Below are 18,154 nucleotides of genomic sequence, written 5' to 3' on the forward strand. Positions count from 1 at the left end.
GAGCAACCGATGAAATTAACCAACGCACAAATCTTCGACTTAGCCTGCTCGCTGGAAGGGCTGATGGAACAGACACTTCCGGTGAAACTGGCGTTTCAGATCAGTCAGATCTTTTTGAGTCTTGAAAGTCTGAGACGTTCTATCGCTCTGGTCATTGAGAAATTGCCCAAAGGCGAAAATGGAGTTCCGGAAGAAGAGCCGTTCACGGAATTGCTGGCGATCGAAAATGAGGTGGCCATTGAGCCCATTGATTCTGAAGAGCTTTTTAAAGCGCTGGACACCATGACGCCAAAGCAAGCCATGGCATTGGTCCCTATTCTGAAAGGAGGTGGACAATGAGTATCCTGCCATTACAAATCAGTCAGCGCGTTCTGACTGGTTCTGATCTCAATCCGATCTTTTCCGGAGCGCAGAATATCGACTCGATCAAAGTCACTTTTGATGCTGAGTGGAGCGGATTTACCAAAACAGCGGTCTTTTCCAGAAATGGACTGGACTGCTATTTTTCTGATCTGGACAATTCTGGCCAGACCCTTATTCCTACAGCTGTCCTGGAAGAGTCCGGAACGATTTTCATTGGCATCATGGGCGAGAAAGGAAACCAGAGAATCACATCCTCCCTCGTTCGATACCGTGTTGGTGTGGGAGCCAGTGTAACGGATCTTCTTGATCCCGATGCGGTTCATTCTTTGATGGATCTGGTGAACGAGGCTCTTGCGGATACTGGTGGTATTACCGGAAAGCGGACAGGAACAACCTTCACACCTTCCGTTTCTTCTGCTGGCGTCATCTCATGGACCAATGATGGTGGACTGGATAATCCAAGTCCGGTCAATATCAAAGGTGAACAAGGAGTCGGCGTACAGTCAGTCTCTGTTTATCTAGCCAGATCGACAAGCAGCACCTCCGCACCAACCAGCGGCTACTCGATAAGTGTCCCGACGCTTACGTCTAGCTACCGCTATCTTTGGGGCTATTTACGATTCACGCTGACCAATAACCAGACAACAGAAACAGCCAAAATGATCATGGGTGTTTACGGAAATACAGGAGCACAAGGCCCCTCCGGCGTTTCACCAACCCTGAGTGCAACAAAAGCGGATAAAACAACAACCATTACGATCACAGATGTTAATGGGACCAGAGAGCTCGCTCAAATCCTAGACGGAATCGATGGAACCGATGGAAGTGATGTGGCAAGCAAGATCACAAGCATTGTCCAGTACTATTGCAGGTCTTCGAGCAATTCAACAGCTCCTACTGCCACTTCCGGATGGAGTACAACCCTTCCAACCCTGAGCTCTTCTTATCCGACGATGTGGACGTACTTCAAAGTGAACTACGAGGACGGTTCAAGCGTAGACAGCCAACCCGTGCTGATTGGAAATTACAACGAACGGTTAAGCTCTGTGAGCGCCTATTTCCAAGTTACCTCGACTTCCGATACGCCCTCAAGCTCTGCTTCGGGATGGACAACATCGGTTCCAACCCTCACATCCGGCAGTCCTTATCTTTGGTGCCATCTACGCTTTACCTTCTACGCCCACCGTGCCACTTCGACACACCTCGTCTGCTCGAATGTGTTTCTGCTGCGGACTTACCAGGCATCAGGTTCGGCATCGGGTCTGGTCTTGAATTACACCGGATATCAAAGCACGTTGGATACAACCCAAGGCGACGCAGCATTATCTGCTATCCAGATGGGAATCATGCCGGTGATCTTCACCAACAACAACTACTACCAAGTCATCTTTGTCGAGCCGTATGAGGTCTGTGGCCAAAAATGCTTGAAGTTGTACTATCCATCCACATCGTGTTCGTCCACTTGCATTCTCAACTGTATTGAGTGGAGAACATCGGCCTAGGAGGTGATAAGGATGGTCGATATCAAAATTGTCGCTTCCCGCCAGCGTCAGGAGATGGTGGAAAACTTACGGGATGCGTTGGAACTTACAGATCAGGATATTTTCTATGATGAAAGTGCCGAAACCGGAAACCCCTATCTTCCAGTCAAGCAAACCTGGCTGCTTCCTCATGAAGAAGGAGTTACCCACCGAGTCGTGTTGAACGATGATGTCCAGGTATGTAATGGATTCAAACAGATCATTGAACAAATAACGCAGTCACATCCGGATTGTGCCTTTTCACTTTTCACTATGGCCTTTGACGGAGATTGTTACAACGGCTTCATTAGCGGACTGGATAGCCCCTATATCCGGCACGACTGGTCGATGTGGGGATGCGCCATTCTGCTGCCAATTGGTATTGTCGAAGAATGCTTCAACTATATCGAGGCCGTCTTTGGAGAAGACGCTTTGGAAAGTCATGGAATCCTCAGCTTTCTCAAACACAAGCAAATTCCGGTGCTTTCCACAATTCCAGTAACGGTTCAGCACATTGGGGACGACTCTTTGTACGATCCCAGCCTTCCGGTGCGTCGAAGCAGTCGGTTTGAAGAAAATCCAACAGCAGATTGGACATCAACTCAAATTGAGAATCCTCCTGTGTTGGAATGGTTTAAGCCCAGGCAAACCGGAAAAGTTGAGAACCGGACTGACCGGATTCTGAATGTCTTGAGAGGAGTGAATGTTGATGAATGAAGACGATAAACTGATCCGCTTTTTACGAAATCTGATTGTCTTTCTGACCAAAGAGGTCGTAAACGCTGGTGGTGATCCAGCAGAGTTTGATCTTGGCTTTCCTGTGTACAAGCAGAATTCCACTTACAAGGCTGGTGAGATCTTCCGGGATCGGGAATCTGACCAGCCTTTTGAATGCCTTGTCGACTACGACGGCAACATTCATCCCGACTGGAATCAATCCGTAGCGACCATCTGGAAACCGTATCATGGCAAAGATAAGGATCATGCCTATCCCTGGGCAGCTCCTAGCGGTGCTCATGATCTGTATAAGTCTGGAGAGTTCATGACCTTCACAGATGGAGAAATCTACAAGGCACTGAGCGATACAGCGTTCAGTCCAACGGATCTTCCAACCGCTTGGGAAAAACAAGTATGAAAGGAGATGTTTCTATGAGCAGCAAAACGAAAACCTGGATCAAAGCAGCAGCCGTCCGCGCGATTAAAACTGTAGCGCAGACGGCTGTTGGCGTTATTGGAGCTTCCGCTCTGATTACCGAGGTCGACTTTCTTGTCGTCCTTTCTGCCTCCGCACTGGCTGGTCTGGTCAGCCTTCTGACTTCTGTAGCCGGTCTTCCGGAGGTGGAGAATGCCTGAACTGGAAACAAGCATTGTCTGGCTTGGAGCCATTGCAGGAGCGCTGTCTTCTATCGCGGCGCTCCTTTCTTTGGCTTTTAAGCCATTCCTGAAGCTCAAAGAGCGTGTGAGAGTCCTGGAAGATGAGATTCGAACTCTCAAAGATGAGCTGGCTGAGCACCAGGACAAGCTCAACAAAGACCATCACAGCTTTCTGCTGCAGCAGGATGTAAACCGGCTTCTGCTCGAGTCCACATCCAACCTGCTCAAGCACAACGTGGATGGCAACAATACCAAACAAATGATGGACTGCGCCAGACGAATCGATGATCTTGTTTTCGCCAGAGGCAGCAGCATTAAGGAGGAACTATGACCTATTCAACACTGATCAATGGATCGACACCGATCTACAATAAATGCAATCCGAGAACTTCCAAAATCACCAAAATTACTCCTCACCACATGGCGGGAAATATGGGTGCAGCTGCTTGTGCCAAGTATCATCGAGACAGCGACCGGCAGGCTTCTGCCAACTACTACATTGGAACCGACGGAACCATCTGGGGCGGTGTTCCGGAAGAGTTCAGAGCCTGGACGTCCAGCTCCTGGGACAATGACAACCATGCCATCACAATCGAGGTGGCCAATTCCTCGACTGGTGGAAACTGGCCAGTCTCCGATGCTGCATTCAATTCTCTGGTCAGACTGTGCAATGACATCTGCCAGCGGTATGGTATCGAGCTTTCCTGGACTGGAACTGCATCTGGAACGCTCACCTGCCATGATATGTTTGCGGCTACCAACTGCCCAGGTCCATACCTGAAATCGAAATTCCCAGAGCTGGTACGTCTGGTGAACAGCAGCACTGTGAGCAATGAGCCAATCAAAAAATCCGTTGATGTCATCGCAAAGGAAGTCATCAACGGAAAATGGGGCAATGGAGATGATCGGAAGAACCGGCTGACCGGCGCCGGATACGACTACAATGCCATTCAGGCAAAGGTCAACGAGCTGCTGGAGCAGAAAGCGAAACCTGCTGCTCCGGCAAAGAAGTCCAATGATGTGATTGCCCAGGAAGTCATCAATGGCAAGTGGGGGAACGGAAACGATCGGATCAACCGTCTGGAAGCGGCTGGATATGATCCGACTGCTATTCAGGCTCTGGTCAACCAGAAACTGGGGGCTGGAAAGAAGAGCGTTGATATAGTTGCCCGAGAGGTTATTGCAGGTAAATGGGGGAATGGTCAGGACCGTGTTAATCGACTGAAAAATGCTGGCTATGATCCAGCAAGCGTGCAGACGCGCGTAAACGAAATTCTGAAATAGTCAAACAGCCAGAAGGCTTCACCGTCAGTGGTGAGGCTTGCTAGCTGTTTTTGTGTTTATTCCATTTTGCTGACATTCACATTATCATTTCAACAAGTCATTTAGTTCGCTTCAAGATAAAACCATAGAGCACGGCAACCAAAAGAAATATCAAAACGCAACTAAAGGCTTTAGAAGTATCGCCTTCTTTAATCGCCATAATCAACTCCATAGCGACTAAGGTGAGCACAACGCTAAAACCGACTTGAATAATCCTAGTCCTTTTTACCATTTTTCCTCTATCTCCCATGGAATAGAAATCTGTCTCATGTGACAGCTATCGGCTTCGATAGCTGTCTATTGGCTTTCCATTTGAATCCTTCCATACTCGCCAGCCATTTACGTTGTTTCCCAGTACGACAACGCCAGCAATCGAAACGGAAGAACATGGAAGATCTTTCTGAAGGACATTATCTATGATTAAAGCATTCTTCCTATATTTATATGCTGATTCATATTCAGAAGGTGCACAGATACTGCCCTTTTTAAGCATCAGTTTTCCGTTCTTGATTTCGAGTTTCGCCTCGATCTTTCCAAAGCCCTTTCTATTCGAGCTTATCGTATAGATCCCGTTAGGGAGCAGACCGCTCTCCTCTTCTTCTTGTTTTTCTACCGCATTTTCAAAAGCATCTTCTTTCGTTCCTTCTTTAGGATAGATTTTCTTGCCATCGAACGCAGACAACAATTGGATCACCATTTCCAAATCTGCTGCGAATAGCTCTGTCTGTCCGATTCGGCTCTTGCTGAAAATGTTATGGAGCAAAGCTTCTTTTTCTATATATCCGTCCACTTCGATTGCAAACTGACGGGTTAAAGCTGTCACATTTGAATAGCCGTTCTTTTCGAGGTTATACATTCTCTCCTCAAACCTTGAGCTTCCGGTCCTGCCAATTTTGATCAAACCCGGAACAGCCGTAGACATTACATACAAAATCCCTCTCGCCATCATTAATTTCCTCTTAGCCAGATTCTGTTTTTGAAAGAATCTGGTTTTTTCTTGTCACAAATCTACCTTCCTCACGGCTACCCAGTGAAGGAGGTAATCATCATGGATGAATTCCAAAAAGAACTTCTCAATGTTCTGAACAGAATTGCCGACGCTCTTCACGCATCAAAGCCTGCTTCGGTCACTCCTACTGCACCCGAGCAGCCAAAGCTCTCGCTTGAAGAAGTCAGAGCAATTCTCGCTGAAAAATCCAGAGCCGGTTTTACAGCAAAGATTCAGCTGCTGCTTGAAAAGTATGGTGCAAGCAAACTTTCCAAGATTGATGCTGGACACTATCAGGCTCTTGTCAAAGATGTGGAGGAGCTGAAATGAGTCATAGCATACTTTCTCCATCCTCGTCCCATCGTTGGCTTCATTGTACGCCATCCGCAAGGCTTGAAGAACCCTATCCGGATACTTCCGGTCTTGCAGCCAAAGAAGGAACAGCCGCTCATGCCCTGTGTGAGTACAAGCTGAAGACAGCGCTCGGCATGAAGTCGACTCGTCCCGAATCTGATTTCCAGGATGAAGCAATGGAACAGCACTCGGACGAATACGTCTCCTGGATTCTGGAAACCATCAAGGATGAGATCAAACCGGTCATCATGATCGAACAGAAACTCGACCTGTCCGCTTACGTCCCAGAAGGCTTTGGAACGGCTGACTGCATTATTGCCAGTGATAACAAACTGCATGTGATCGACTTCAAGTACGGATTGGGTGTGTTGGTCAATGCAGAAAACAACACCCAGATGATGCTGTATGCACTTGGTGCTCTTGAACTATTCGATGCCATCTTCGATATCGATACCATCGAAATGACAGTTTTCCAGCCGCGCAAAGAAAACATCAGCTCCTGGACCATCACACCGGATGAGCTGAAAATCTGGGCTCATGAGGTTCTCAAGCCTAAAGCAGAACTTGCCTTTAACGGCAAAGGCGAACTTTGCAATGGTTCCTGGTGTCAGTTTTGCAAAGCTGCAGCCAAATGCAGAAAACGCGCAGAGGCAGCGCTGGAATTGGCCAAGGATGAATTCAAAGATCCAACAAGCCTTTCTGATGAAGAAATCGAAAAAATTCTTCCCAAGCTGGATGATCTGATCAAATGGGCAGAAGAGATCAAAGAGTACGCCCAGCACAAAGCCCTGCAAGGGAAAAAGTGGAATGGATTCAAGCTTGTCGCTGGCCGTTCCAATCGCAAGTACGTAAGTGAAGCCAAAGTCATCGCCGCCTGTCAGGCTGCCGGATTCACAGACATCTACAAGAAAAGTCTGAGAACCATCACAGATATGGAAAAAGTCATGACCAAGCCCGTCTTCCAGGAGATTCTAGGAAACCTGGTCACCAAACCAGTCGGAAAACCAACCCTGGTCCCTGTCTCAGACAAACGAAAAGAAATCGAATTTACGGAGGAAACTGAAAATGAAAGCAAACACTAAAGTCGTAACCGGTAAAGAAACCCGCCTGTCCTACTTCAACGGATGGAAACCTGTCTCCATCAATGGCGGAGATGAAAAATACTCTACCCAGATCCTGATCCCCAAGGATGACCTGGATACACTGGCCGCTATTGAAAAAGCGGTGGACGCAGCCATCGAAAACGGTCTGGCCAAATTCGGTGGCAAGAAGCCAAACAAACAGGCTATCAAGCTCCCACTGCGTGATGGCGATATCGAACGAGACGACGACGTCTATAAAGGCCACTACTTCCTGAATGCTTCCAGTACGGAAGCTCCACAGATCGTTGACCGTCGCGTTCAGCCAATCCTTGACCAGAGTGAGGTTTACTCCGGCTGCTATGCCAGAGTTTCTCTGAACTTCTACGCGTTCAACTCCAATGGCAATAAAGGTGTCGCCTGCGGTCTGGGCAACATTCAGAAGATCAAAGACGGTCCTCGTCTGGGTGGCAGAACAACCGCAAATGACGACTTCGTCAGTGAGGATGCCGACGATGACTTCCTCTCGTAGGCTGTTCATCGACATCGAGACCTCTTCTACGACCGACTTATCCAAAGCGGGCGTTTACCGCTATGCAGAGAGCGAGGATTTCCAGATCCTGCTCTTTGCATTTTCCTTTGATGGTGATCCTGTGGATGTGATCGACATGAGGCACTTTGAAGCACTGCCTGATTTTCTAATCGAAGCCATTCTCGATCCGGATGTGACCAAAGTGGCGCATAATGCGGCGTTTGAAAGAATCTGCCTCTCCCGGTATTTTCGCGATCTTGGAATGCTTGACGAATACGAGTTTCTTGACCCGGAAGACTGGCAATGCTCTATGGTACACGCAGCAACACTTGGACTACCGCTTTCTCTTGACCAGCTCTCTGAGGTTCTTCAGCTGGAACGACCAAAGCTCAAGGAAGGCAGAGCGCTGATCAAAATGTTCTGCAATGGTCCTGTTGAAAATGAAGATCCAGCAAAGTGGAGTCTGTTCAAGGAATACAACAGACGCGATGTGGAAGCAGAAATTGAGATCGAACGACGGTTGATAAAGTTTCCGGTCAGAGCGTCTATATGGACGGAGTACCAATTGGATCAACGAATCAACGATGCTGGTGTTCTGGTCGATATCAATCTTGCCAAAAATGCTCTGGAAATTAGTGAGACAGCCAAAGAATCGCTGCTCAAACGTCTTCAGGAAATGACCGGATTGGAGAATCCAAACTCACCCTCACAGATGAAAGAGTGGCTTTTGCAGCAGAATCTGCCAACAGACACTCTCAACCAGAAAGCCATGAAGGTACTAATGGAGAAAGCCTCTAACAATATACGAACCGTTCTTGCTCTTCGTAACCAGCTGGCTATGGCCTCGGTTAAGAAGTATGAAGCCATGCTCAACTCGGCTTGTTCGGACGGACGAATTCGCGGGATGTTTCAATTCTACGGAGCCATTCGCACAGGCAGATATTCCGGAAGAATTGTGCAGCTCCAGAACCTCCCCAGGAACAAAATGCCGGATCTCAAAGAAGCAAGAAGTCTTGTTGCCGATAAGAATATACAAGCTTTGGAAATGCTGTATGACGATATTCCCGACACGCTTTCTCAACTCATCAGAACAGCTCTTGTTGCTCCTGATGGAAAAGACTTCATCGTCGCTGACTTCTCCGCTATCGAGGCCAGAGTTCTTTCCTGGCTGGCAGAAGAAGAATGGCGCCAGGCAGTCTTCAAAGAGAACGGCGACATCTATTGCGAAACGGCCAGCCGAATGTTCAAGGTTCCCGTCGTCAAACACGGTGTGAACGGTGATCTCAGACAGAAAGGTAAACAAGCAGAATTGGCCTGTGGCTATGGTGGCTCAGTAGGAGCCATGAAAGCCATGGGTGCATTGGATTTCGGAATGAAGGAAGAAGAACTCAAACCACTGGTTGATTCCTGGCGTGAAGCCAATCCGAAGATCGTGAAGTATTGGTGGGCAGTTGATGCTGCCATCAAGAAAGCGATCAGGACCAAACAACCGGTGTTTCTAAAGAACCTGGTCTTCTCTCATTCGTCTGGCATCCTCTTCATTCAGCTTCCTTCTGGCAGGTCACTGGCTTACCCAAAACCCAGGATCGAGAGCAATGAATATGGAACAGAATCGGTGACGTACATGGGGCTAGGTTTAAACAAGAAATGGGAGAGGCTGGAAAGCTATGGTCCGAAGTTTGTCGAAAACATCACCCAGGCTATCTCAAGAGATCTTCTCATGAATGCCATGAGCAACTGTCAAAAATACAAAATCGTCGCTCATGTCCACGATGAAATCATCGTGGAGGCAGATCCCAGCATGAACGCTGAAACGGTCTGCCAGAAGATGTGTGAGCTGCCATCATGGGCAAACGGTCTGGTGCTCAATGCCGAAGGGTACAGAACTCCCTTCTATTGCAAAGATTAGGAGAACAACATGGTCAGCAAGGAAAACAAGAAAACCATCATTGAAATGCGAAAAGCAAACAAAAGCTACGACTACATCGCCAGCCAGCTTAGTCTGACAAAGTCTGCTGTCCAAAACGTATGCAGACAGGCAGGGCTTGCGGGAAAGAAAGCCAAGCAGCGGAAAAGATGCAAACAGTGCGGAGCTCTTCTTCCTGAGGATGCTCCCAAAAGAAAGATCTTCTGTTGTCAGAAATGCCGTGAAGACTGGTGGAACAAGCATCAGCATCTGGTCCATAAACGAAATCCAGTCATCACCTACTGCAAAACTTGTGGCAATCCCATCGAGAATTACAAGAGCTATCAGAAGCAATATTGCAATTCCCATTGCTTCCACATGGGCAAATTCGGTCGCGACAAAGCCGTAAATTTGAAGTAATCCTAACGTCGAATTTACTGGATAATACGGCCTTTCAGAGTGATATATGGACCAACGAAAGGAGATCCACATGATCAAACAACTGAAACGGGTCGCAGCCTATTGCAGAGTTTCGGTGGAATCCGAGTTGATGCAGTCTTCCATTACAAATCAGATCGCCCACTTCACCAACAAGATCAATGACAATCCGCTCTGGCAAAACGCAGGTGTGTTTGCAGACTACGGCATCAGCGGTACCAACACAAAGAAGCGGCCTCAATTCAACCGGATGATTGCATTGGCCTTGCAAGGCAAGATTGATCTGATTCTGGCCAAGTCTATCCAACGATTCGCCAGGAACACCGTCGACCTTTTGGCAACCATCCGCCAGCTGAAAGAACACAACGTGGAGGTGTTTTTTGAGAAAGAAAACATCTCCACGTTCAGCCATGATGGAGAATTCATGCTATCCATCATGGCTTCTTTTGCCCAGGAGGAAAGCCGAAGCATATCCGACAACATCCGCTGGGGTATTAAGAAGCGCTTTGAACAAGGCATTCCAAACGGACGAAATCCAGTCTTTGGTTACGACTGGAAAGGTGATGATCTGATCGTGAATGAGACCGAAGGCTGGATCGTCACAAAGATGTTTCAAGATTATGCCGACGGAATGCGGGTTCGAGACATTCAGGAATGGATGAATCAGACCGGAGTGAAGACCCGGAAAGGCAATGGCTTCATGCCTGCAACGATCAAAGCCATGCTTGCTAACCCAACCTATACTGGAGTGCTGCTGCTTTGCAAAGAATACGTCGGTGATCCGATTCTGCATGATAGGCATAAGAACCAGGGAGAGCTGCCGCAGTACCTGGTCGAAGACCATCACGAACCGCTGGTGGATGAAGAGACCTGGACAAGAGCGCAAGAACGGACCGAACAAAACCGGCGTTCAAATATGAACCGAAAAACGGTCAATGCTTTTACCGGAAAACTGAGATGCAAAGAATGCGGACGAAACTTCCAGCGAATTATCCAGCACTACAAAGAACGAAGTTACATCTATTGGCAGTGTTACACAAAACGCTGCCAGCTAGGTGAATGCCATTCCTTGAATCTTGATGAAGAGACTCTAGAACAGATCGCTACCAAAATGCTGGAAATGAAAAAGTTCGATCCCACCATTTTTCGACAACAAGTCGAAGTCATCGAAGTCGAACCAGACGGAACCTTGGAGTTCCACTTTACAGATGGAAGGAGAAAGACATGCAAGTACGAAAAATCCCAGTAACCAGAACGATGGCCAGAGTTCAGCCAATCATCGCCAGAAAGAACGTAGCCGCCTATGCCAGGGTTTCTACCGACCGGGATGAGCAGCAGACCAGCTATGAAACCCAGGTTTCCTACTATGAGAACATGATCCGCGAACGAGCGGATTGGAACTTCGTGAACGTCTATACCGATGAAGGCATCAGCGGAACCAGCACAGCCCACCGTGAAGGCTTCAAGCAGATGATCCAGGACGCACTGGACCACAAGATCGACTTGATCATCACCAAGTCCGTCAGTCGGTTTGCCAGAAACACGGTTGACTCACTGACAACCATTCGGGAACTCAAAGAACACGGCGTGGAGGTCTACTTCGAAAAAGAGAACATCTGGACCTTCGATGGCAAAGGAGAACTGCTGCTGACGATCATGTCCTCCCTGGCGCAGGAAGAAAGCCGCAGCATCTCCGAAAACGTGAAGTGGGGTGTCCGGAAGAAATACGAAGAAGGCTCCTACCGCATCCCCTACGGAAACCTCATGGGCTATACAAGAGCTGAAGACGGTGGTGTCATGATCGTTGAAGAAGAAGCCAAGATTGTCCGGTTGATCTTCAAGATGTTTCTGGAAGGCAGTACCTACACGGACATCAAGAACTACCTGGAAAGCCAGCACATCAAGACCAAGTTTGGTCGAGATAAATGGGATATCCGAGTGATCAAGCAAATGTTGATGAACGAGAAATACAAAGGTGACCTGCTTCTCCAGAAAGTCTACACGCCAGACTTTATCACCAAGAAGCAGGTCAAGAACAAGGGCGCCATTCCTTCCTATTACATCACCAACTCCCATCAGGGAATCATCAGGGTGGAGGACTTCGACAAAGTCCAGAAGATGATCAAGGACCGTAAATACAGGTTTGGTAAAGAGCGACTCGGCTGCCATACACCATACCCATTCAGCCACCGAGTTCAATGCGCTATCTGCAAGTCCTGGTATACCAGAAGTGTTACCACCCGGTCGAACGGAAAGAAAGTGCCAGTGTGGTTATGCTGGAAGAACAAGTATGAAAGCGAGCAGCGTTGCCCATCACATCAGGTGATGGAGACTGTGTTGGAAGAAGAGTTTGTGATGGCGGTAAACGAATTGCTCCAGGACAAGCAAAGCATCCTCGATGAATGGAGCGAGAAGTTCAATACCACCTACAACATTGACAAGCTCCAAACCAAAGCCGATCGCATCCAGACAAGGATGGAGAAAATCGCTGAGAAAGCCGAGAAGCTGATCGAACAAACACCTACCAACTTCAACGAAGCCTACAACCAGCTGCTGATTGAATACGAGCAGCTTGATAAAGACCACGCAAAGCTGGCAGCCAAAATCAGGGATCTGCAATACGAAGGCGAACGAACACAACATTACCTAGAACTTCTTCAGAAACTTGACCACGTGTACGCGTTCGATGGCGATCTGGTCAGAGCGATGGTCGACAAGGTGATGGTGTACAAGAACCGGACGCTGATGTATTGCTTTGTAGGCGGTCGGAAGATCAAGCGAGAACCGGTGAAGAAGTGAGAAACGCAGAAAAGGGCTGGCTCCATGTGAGGGTGGAGTCAGTCCTTTGGTCGTTATTTCACAAAATCCATCAGCCATTCTTTCCTGTTAAAGAGGAAGAACACCAATAGTATTTCTACTGCACTGGCTTACAAATCTTGCGACAGATTGTTCGCCATTAGTTCTGCCTGAGAAAGAACCAGCTCAATCGCACCAGGGATTTCTTCAGGAGGATAATGATACTTCCTCAAAAGGCGTCTAATATTTTTGCGGATTCCGGCTCTGGCACTTTCTTTGCGTTGCCAGTCAATCGAGACACTATGCCGAAGAATATCCGTGAGCTCTTTTGCAATTTGTACCAGCTGATCGTTTTCATAAAAGTCTTTAACCGCTTCCGGCTTGCAGAGAGCATCATAGAAAGCAACTTCTTCAACAGATAAGCCCAGATCATTTCCAGCCTGACTGGCATTCCGGATATCTTTAGCCATCCGCATCAATTCCTCAATCACTTCTTCATTCGTTATCAAACCATTCACATAGGAATTTAACGCCTTCTTCAAGCGATCAGAAAACTCTTCTGACTTAACAACATTAGTTCTTTTAAAGCCACGGATTTCATCATTCAGTAGTCTTTTCAGAAGTTCCAGGGATAGATTTTTTTCCTTCATATTTCTGATTTCCTCTAAGAAGTCAGTATCAAAAAGTGAAAATTCTTTCTCGTGATCTGAGAAAAGGCTTATCACGCCATCACTCTTAATCGTCTGTTTCAGAAGTTCATTAATTTGAGCATTCACTTCTTTCAAAGACAGCCTGCCCGAAGCACCAGAAGTCGAAATCCGATTTAAAAGCGTTTTTACAGCGATAAAATAACCCGCTTCTCTTTGTTGTTCATCATCAACCAAACTGCTGCACAGGGAAAGAGACTGCTTCAAGCGCTGGGCTTCCTTGATAAACTTGAACTGTGCTCTTTCTTTTTCTGGAATATTCATTTCTTGATGGGTTAAATCCATGATGTAATTCACCCCACCTGTGATTGCTCTTCCTTTTTCCAAATCCGTACCTTGCAAAAAGGACTTATAGTCGTACCCTTTGAATAAGTCTCTACAGCCGAATAGAGCCTCTTCAAATATTGGAAGTGCCTTTTTCTTAATATCTGGGTCACCAAAGTTCTTCTGGTCGCTCTTGGTATAGTCCTTCATTGCTTGCTTTAATGCGGAAGCAATACCGATATAATCGACTACAAGTCCGCCCTCTTTATCCCCGAACACACGATTCACTCTGGCAATCGCCTGCATCAGGTTATGACCGCTCATTGGTTTAAAAACATACATAGTAGCCAAAGATGGAACATCAAAACCCGTCAGCCACATGTCACGAACAATCGCAATCTTGAAATCAGACTCGTTATCTTTGAATTCTTTTGCTAAATCTGCTCGATACTTATCCGTGCCTGTATATTCGTGCCACTCTTCTGGATCTTTATTACTTCCAGTCATTACAATCTTGACTTTTTTATCCCAGGTAGGTTCCAGCTCTAGCATCTTATGGTAAAGCTTCACGGCAATTTCTCTGGAGTAAGCAACGATCAGTGCTTTCCCAGTCAATAAATTTTCACGATTTTCTTTGTAGTGAGTAATTATATCTCTCGCTAGAGAGTCAATCGTTTCATCGCTACCAAGAATCGCCTCCATATTGCTTAGTTCTTTTTTACTTTTATCAATTGTGATCTCATCTGCCTCAGCAGCCAACATATCGTAAGTGTTATCGATTCTTCGAAGAGTCTCTTCATCGAGCTTCAGCTTCATAACCCGGCTTTCATAGTAAACCGGTCTGGTTGCACCATCTTCAACAGCCTGAGTCATGTCGTAGATATCGATATAATCGCCAAACACAGCTCTCGTGTCTTTATCTTCAGAATCAATTGGAGTTCCGGTGAAACCAATGTAGGTCGCATTTGGAAGACTATCACGGACCTTCTTAGCTGCTCCGATTACAGTTTTAGCGAGAATATTCCCATACTGATCCTTGGTTGTTACAAATTTTTCTGTTAGTCCATACTGACTTCGGTGTGCCTCATCTGCCATAACGATAATATTCTTCCGTTTAGATAAGGCACCCCATTCATCCTCGAATTTTGCCATAATGGTGAAGATGATTCCGCCACTTTGTCTGTTATTTAAAAGCTCATACAGATTGTCTCTGGAGGTAGCTTGAACAGGCGTTTGACGCAGGAACTTATGACAATCCGAGAAAGTCTTGAATAGTTGATCGTCAAGATCGCGGCGATCAGTAAGGACAACAAAAGTTGGATCATCCATTTGCTGGTCTAATAAATGAGTATAGAAAACCATAGACAGCGACTTACCGCTGCCTTGAGTATGCCAAAACACTCCTCCTCGTCCGTCTGTTTTTGAAGCCAGCATTGTAGAATGAACGGCTTTCTCAACAGCAAAATACTGATGATATCCAGCTAGAATCTTGATTAACCGACCACCAGGCGTCATGAATAAAATGAAGTTTTTTAGAATATTCAGGAACCGATCCTTCTGAAAAATGCCAGTAAAAAAGGTCTCAAAGTTCGCAAACTTTGTGTTCTCATAGTTTCCATCTGTCGTTTTCCAGTCCATATAGCGATCTTCATCGCTCGAGATTGTACCTGCTCGTGATATCAGCATGTCAGACATTACACAAATCTGGTTGTAGTTAAATAAGCAGGGGATATCCAGCATATAATTACGCAGCTGAACATACCCCTCAGAAGCACCTGTTTCATCCCGTGACGGAGATTTGAGCTCGATTACAACCAACGGCATTCCGTTTACAAACAGGACAATATCTGGACGCTTCTTTTTAAATTCTTCCACAGTGAACTGATTCACAATGAGAAATGAGTTGTTCTGAACATCGTTATAATCGATCAAATGAACCAGATCGTTTTTCATTTCACCATTTCGATAGTAGGAGACTCGCAGCCCATTCTGCAGATAATCTGTAAATTGTTCATTCCTGGTTTCAAGAGAACCGACCTCCAAATTCCGAATTTTGACTACTGCTTCGTCAATGGCAGCAGCTGGAAGGCCTGGATTACACATTCGTAGTGAATCTCTTAATACGTCAAGAAGAAGGGGATCCCTATAATCACGATCCATATCTGGACCATATCGATATTCATAGCCTAATTCTAACTCGAACAACTGTATCAGAGTCTTCTCATAGGAATCTTCAGTGTATTGATTCATGGAATCCCTCCTTTTCTAGGGTTTATGCTGGGGAAAGCAAGAATTTAGCTGAACAAATTCAAGCCTTCTTAAATTACGTCCTATCGACCGGCAACGAAAACGATGCCGTTCGCTTTGGGGATCTCCTCTATATAAAAGGACGTATCGGCTGGAAAGGGCTCAAAAAAGATGAGTATCTTGCAAATAGTGATTATAGGATCATCAATGGCGAATCATTAACTCCAGAAGGAATTGATTGGACCAAAACAGGATTCATTACACAAGAACGTTATGATGAGTCTCCAGAAATTATGTTAAAGCTTGGCGACATCCTTTTATCCAAAGACGGGACCATTGGCAAAATTGGCTATATCGATAAGTTGGATTTACCAACAACTGTTGCTTCGGGTATTTTTGTAATCCGTAACTCAACCAAAGGAGAGTATGGGACTCCATTTTTGTATTACCTGCTGACCTCCAATAGATTCAAAGGTTTTATCAAAGCTCGAACAGAGGGAAGCGTAATTCCACATCTATACCAAAAAGATTTCATGGAGTTTACTTTTCCCAAGCCAGATCCCGAGTTGCTTAAACAATTTAACGAGTTTTCTCAACCGCTATTCGAAACTATACAAAACAAGATACGAGAGAATCGTCAATTGGCAATTCTTAGGGATAAACTGCTTGCAAAACTCCTCTCAGGTGACATTGAAATCCAGTAAATTCTTGTTTATTCGAGTATTAACTCGTATTTTCTCATCTAGATTTGATAAAAAAACGCCTATTTTCTTTTGAACTTCATACTCAGGCACACTTATAAATATTTGGTCAAAGGTATCTCGCGTGATTGTGTCGAATACAGATCCATGAGTATTGGCTTTTAGCTTATTAATTGTTCCTTTGAGGAGATAATACGTATAATCGATATCAAATCCTTTTTTTGCTCTCAACCCATAACAAGACTGATTAAATGCCATATCTCGCGAAACCATAGCTAAAGCCCCGACGGTACCACGCGCAGAGACAATTAAATCTCCAGGATGAAGAATGGAAGTAGAACTTTCCTTTAGTCCTTTTTCAGTGATGCTTTTTTCCGCACTGTCCACCCATTTTTCATCGCTATTAAAATCCTTGACAGATAACCATGGAATATCCCCATTCCAATACTCTGAATTTGTTGTTTTAGGAGTACCGCCCCCGATGATTTCGAATATTTCTGACAGAGCGTATTTCTTCATTACCCAATAAACCTCCTGTGTGAATCTTTCACATTACTTTGTTTGACCATTGCATATTGCATAGTCGTATCTATTCTTTCGTGCCCCAGCAGTCTTTGTAGCTGCTCAACCGGCATACCCTTGTCTATAGCTGCAGTAGCTAGAGTTCGTCGGAATTTATGGGGATGTACCTTTTTGATTCCTAATGAGCTTCCAATCGATTTGAGCCGACTTTCAACTCCATTTATTGTGATTCGAGAATGCGGTTGGCGCAGGCTTACAAATAATGCATCGCTTTCGTCTGTTCTCGACTCCAGATAATCCTCGAGATGGATTTTTGTTCTAGCGTCAAAATAGACTTTCCGTTCTTTATTTCCTTTACCAAAGACAATACATTCACGGTTTTGAAAATCGATGTCGTCCTTATCGAGCTTTACCAATTCACCAACACGCATCCCTGTTGATGCCAGCATGTCAATCAAGGCTAGATCTCGGATGTTCTTGGTAGAATCACGCATTTTTTCCAACTCTTCATCTGTATATACTTCTTTAACAATCTTATCAGTCTTGATTTTATGAATACGGCGTGCTGGGCTTTTCAATATGTGATCTTCTTCCTCCAGCCATGAGAAAAAGCTAGATATAATCCTTCGGATGTTATCAATAGTCACCTTGCTCGAACCATTATTACTCTGGTATTCCGACAGATATTTTCTAAGATCATCCGTATCAATCGTAATAAGTGGTTTCTCAATTGCCTTGATCATCCCTTCTATAGTCTTCCGGTAATATGCTGTAGTTTTCTCTGAACATCCTTCAATGCTCTTCGCATCCAGAAATTTTTGAAGTAAATCGCTATTGTCCAGAAAATCTGTCTCTTCCTGTTCTTTGATAGTTACCTCGAATTTGGAAACGACAGACGTTATAACTGTCTTAACTGCATGTACCTTTCCAGGATCTACTAACCCCATAATCGCGTTTACAATGCTTGCTACTAATACGTTTTCCATAATTTTGCCTCCTGAATAAGGCGATTATGTAGAGGATAAGTGATCTAGAAAACA

General features: G+C 45.7%; 19 protein-coding genes. 14 read left to right on the forward strand and 5 right to left on the reverse strand.

The genetic code is table 11. The features are described 5' to 3' along the window. The first annotated feature begins 9 nt into the window (after positions 1-9). Genes Afil_RS01100 through Afil_RS01130 form a run of 7 tightly spaced genes read left to right on the forward strand, consistent with a single transcriptional unit; the run spans position 10 to position 4,541 of the window. A complete protein-coding gene (locus tag Afil_RS01100; protein ID WP_230266685.1) occupies positions 10-339 on the forward strand; it encodes a hypothetical protein in 330 nt (109 codons plus the stop codon). Continuing rightward, entirely contained in the window at positions 336-1,865 is a 1,530-nt protein-coding gene (locus Afil_RS01105) for a hypothetical protein (protein WP_230266686.1), read from the forward strand. The genes Afil_RS01100 and Afil_RS01105 overlap by 4 nt, the downstream gene beginning before the upstream one ends. A 12-nt stretch (positions 1,866-1,877) precedes the next feature. Next, positions 1,878-2,600 (forward strand): hypothetical protein, encoded by a 723-nt coding sequence (locus Afil_RS01110; RefSeq protein WP_230266687.1) that lies wholly within the window; start codon positions 1,878-1,880, stop codon positions 2,598-2,600. Beyond that, on the forward strand, positions 2,593-3,018 hold the full coding sequence (locus Afil_RS01115) for a hypothetical protein (RefSeq protein ID WP_230266688.1): 426 nt from the start codon (positions 2,593-2,595) through the stop codon (positions 3,016-3,018). The genes Afil_RS01110 and Afil_RS01115 overlap by 8 nt, the downstream gene beginning before the upstream one ends. Positions 3,019-3,032: 14 nt before the next feature. Beyond that, positions 3,033-3,236: a holin gene (locus Afil_RS01120; protein WP_230266689.1), complete on the forward strand. Its 204-nt coding sequence runs from the start codon at positions 3,033-3,035 to the stop codon at positions 3,234-3,236. Then, entirely contained in the window at positions 3,229-3,588 is a 360-nt protein-coding gene (locus tag Afil_RS01125; protein WP_230266690.1) for a hypothetical protein, read from the forward strand. The genes Afil_RS01120 and Afil_RS01125 overlap by 8 nt, the downstream gene beginning before the upstream one ends. Continuing rightward, positions 3,585-4,541, forward strand: coding sequence for an N-acetylmuramoyl-L-alanine amidase (locus Afil_RS01130; protein ID WP_230266691.1), 957 nt, complete (start codon positions 3,585-3,587; stop codon positions 4,539-4,541). Before Afil_RS01125 ends, Afil_RS01130 begins: the two co-directional genes overlap by 4 nt. 316 nt (positions 4,542-4,857) lie before the next feature. On the opposite strand, the gene Afil_RS01135 is transcribed toward Afil_RS01130, so the two are convergent. Beyond that, positions 4,858-5,529 carry a DUF4357 domain-containing protein gene (locus tag Afil_RS01135; RefSeq protein WP_369413412.1) on the reverse strand — a complete coding sequence of 224 codons (672 nt, stop codon included), beginning with the start codon at positions 5,527-5,529 and terminating at the stop codon, positions 4,858-4,860. Positions 5,530-5,628: 99 nt separating this feature from the next. Between Afil_RS01135 and Afil_RS01140 the strand changes: the two genes are divergently transcribed. Genes Afil_RS01140 through Afil_RS01155 form a run of 4 tightly spaced genes read left to right on the forward strand, consistent with a single transcriptional unit; the run spans position 5,629 to position 9,442 of the window. Further along, positions 5,629-5,898 (forward strand): DNA ligase, encoded by a 270-nt coding sequence (locus Afil_RS01140; protein WP_230228156.1) that lies wholly within the window; start codon positions 5,629-5,631, stop codon positions 5,896-5,898. Further along, entirely contained in the window at positions 5,895-7,004 is a 1,110-nt protein-coding gene (locus Afil_RS01145; protein WP_230266692.1) for a DUF2800 domain-containing protein, read from the forward strand. The genes Afil_RS01140 and Afil_RS01145 overlap by 4 nt, the downstream gene beginning before the upstream one ends. Next, positions 6,988-7,533, forward strand: a complete 546-nt coding sequence (locus Afil_RS01150) for a DUF2815 family protein (RefSeq protein ID WP_230266693.1) — start codon at positions 6,988-6,990, stop codon at positions 7,531-7,533. The genes Afil_RS01145 and Afil_RS01150 overlap by 17 nt, the downstream gene beginning before the upstream one ends. Continuing rightward, complete coding sequence (locus Afil_RS01155; RefSeq protein ID WP_230266694.1) at positions 7,517-9,442, forward strand: DNA polymerase; 1,926 nt, start codon at positions 7,517-7,519, stop codon at positions 9,440-9,442. Before Afil_RS01150 ends, Afil_RS01155 begins: the two co-directional genes overlap by 17 nt. Here Afil_RS01155 and Afil_RS01160 read toward each other — a convergent pair. Beyond that, positions 9,377-9,817 (reverse strand): hypothetical protein, encoded by a 441-nt coding sequence (locus Afil_RS01160; protein ID WP_230266695.1) that lies wholly within the window; start codon positions 9,815-9,817, stop codon positions 9,377-9,379. The genes Afil_RS01155 and Afil_RS01160 overlap by 66 nt on opposite strands. Before the next feature lie 112 nt (positions 9,818-9,929). On the opposite strand from Afil_RS01160, the gene Afil_RS01165 reads away from it, so the two are divergent. Together Afil_RS01165 and Afil_RS01170 are read left to right on the forward strand one after the other, a co-directional pair. After that, on the forward strand, positions 9,930-11,126 hold the full coding sequence (locus Afil_RS01165) for a recombinase family protein (protein WP_230266696.1): 1,197 nt from the start codon (positions 9,930-9,932) through the stop codon (positions 11,124-11,126). After that, a complete protein-coding gene (locus Afil_RS01170) occupies positions 11,102-12,676 on the forward strand; it encodes a recombinase family protein (RefSeq protein WP_230266697.1) in 1,575 nt (524 codons plus the stop codon). Before Afil_RS01165 ends, Afil_RS01170 begins: the two co-directional genes overlap by 25 nt. Before the next feature lie 128 nt (positions 12,677-12,804). Here the strand turns inward: Afil_RS01170 and Afil_RS01175 are convergent, their stop codons facing one another. Beyond that, on the reverse strand, positions 12,805-15,849 hold the full coding sequence (locus tag Afil_RS01175) for a type I restriction endonuclease subunit R (RefSeq protein ID WP_230266698.1): 3,045 nt from the start codon (positions 15,847-15,849) through the stop codon (positions 12,805-12,807). Here Afil_RS01175 and Afil_RS01180 point away from each other — a divergent pair. Beyond that, entirely contained in the window at positions 15,753-16,595 is an 843-nt protein-coding gene (locus Afil_RS01180) for a restriction endonuclease subunit S (RefSeq protein ID WP_230266699.1), read from the forward strand. The genes Afil_RS01175 and Afil_RS01180 overlap by 97 nt on opposite strands. Here the strand turns inward: Afil_RS01180 and Afil_RS01185 are convergent. Together Afil_RS01185 and xerA are read right to left on the reverse strand one after the other, a co-directional pair. Then, entirely contained in the window at positions 16,572-17,111 is a 540-nt protein-coding gene (locus Afil_RS01185; RefSeq protein ID WP_230266700.1) for a restriction endonuclease subunit S, read from the reverse strand. The two genes, Afil_RS01180 and Afil_RS01185, sit on opposite strands and share 24 nt — an antisense overlap. After that, positions 17,111-18,100, reverse strand: a complete 990-nt coding sequence (gene xerA / locus Afil_RS01190; protein ID WP_230266701.1) for a site-specific tyrosine recombinase/integron integrase — start codon at positions 18,098-18,100, stop codon at positions 17,111-17,113. Before xerA ends, Afil_RS01185 begins: the two co-directional genes overlap by 1 nt. Positions 18,101-18,154 lie beyond the last annotated feature (54 nt).

Source organism: Allobaculum fili, from assembly GCF_020969955.1.
In the GTDB taxonomy this organism is placed as follows: Bacteria; Bacillota_I; Bacilli_A; order Erysipelotrichales; family Erysipelotrichaceae; genus Allobaculum; species Allobaculum fili.

Bases quoted from the DNA above. Each gene is read 5' to 3' on its own strand.
- Afil_RS01100 (WP_230266685.1), top strand. From the start codon at position 10: ATGAAATTAACCAACGCACAAATCTTCGACTTAGCCTGCTCGCTGGAA.
- Afil_RS01105 (WP_230266686.1), top strand. From the start codon at position 336: ATGAGTATCCTGCCATTACAAATCAGTCAGCGCGTTCTGACTGGTTCT.
- Afil_RS01110 (WP_230266687.1), top strand. From the start codon at position 1,878: ATGGTCGATATCAAAATTGTCGCTTCCCGCCAGCGTCAGGAGATGGTG.
- Afil_RS01115 (WP_230266688.1), top strand. From the start codon at position 2,593: ATGAATGAAGACGATAAACTGATCCGCTTTTTACGAAATCTGATTGTC.
- Afil_RS01120 (WP_230266689.1), top strand. From the start codon at position 3,033: ATGAGCAGCAAAACGAAAACCTGGATCAAAGCAGCAGCCGTCCGCGCG.
- Afil_RS01125 (WP_230266690.1), top strand. From the start codon at position 3,229: ATGCCTGAACTGGAAACAAGCATTGTCTGGCTTGGAGCCATTGCAGGA.
- Afil_RS01130 (WP_230266691.1), top strand. From the start codon at position 3,585: ATGACCTATTCAACACTGATCAATGGATCGACACCGATCTACAATAAA.
- Afil_RS01135 (WP_369413412.1), bottom strand. From the start codon at position 5,529: ATGATGGCGAGAGGGATTTTGTATGTAATGTCTACGGCTGTTCCGGGT.
- Afil_RS01140 (WP_230228156.1), top strand. From the start codon at position 5,629: ATGGATGAATTCCAAAAAGAACTTCTCAATGTTCTGAACAGAATTGCC.
- Afil_RS01145 (WP_230266692.1), top strand. From the start codon at position 5,895: ATGAGTCATAGCATACTTTCTCCATCCTCGTCCCATCGTTGGCTTCAT.
- Afil_RS01150 (WP_230266693.1), top strand. From the start codon at position 6,988: ATGAAAGCAAACACTAAAGTCGTAACCGGTAAAGAAACCCGCCTGTCC.
- Afil_RS01155 (WP_230266694.1), top strand. From the start codon at position 7,517: ATGACTTCCTCTCGTAGGCTGTTCATCGACATCGAGACCTCTTCTACG.
- Afil_RS01165 (WP_230266696.1), top strand. From the start codon at position 9,930: ATGATCAAACAACTGAAACGGGTCGCAGCCTATTGCAGAGTTTCGGTG.
- Afil_RS01170 (WP_230266697.1), top strand. From the start codon at position 11,102: ATGCAAGTACGAAAAATCCCAGTAACCAGAACGATGGCCAGAGTTCAG.
- Afil_RS01185 (WP_230266700.1), bottom strand. From the start codon at position 17,111: ATGAAGAAATACGCTCTGTCAGAAATATTCGAAATCATCGGGGGCGGT.
- xerA (WP_230266701.1), bottom strand. From the start codon at position 18,100: ATGGAAAACGTATTAGTAGCAAGCATTGTAAACGCGATTATGGGGTTA.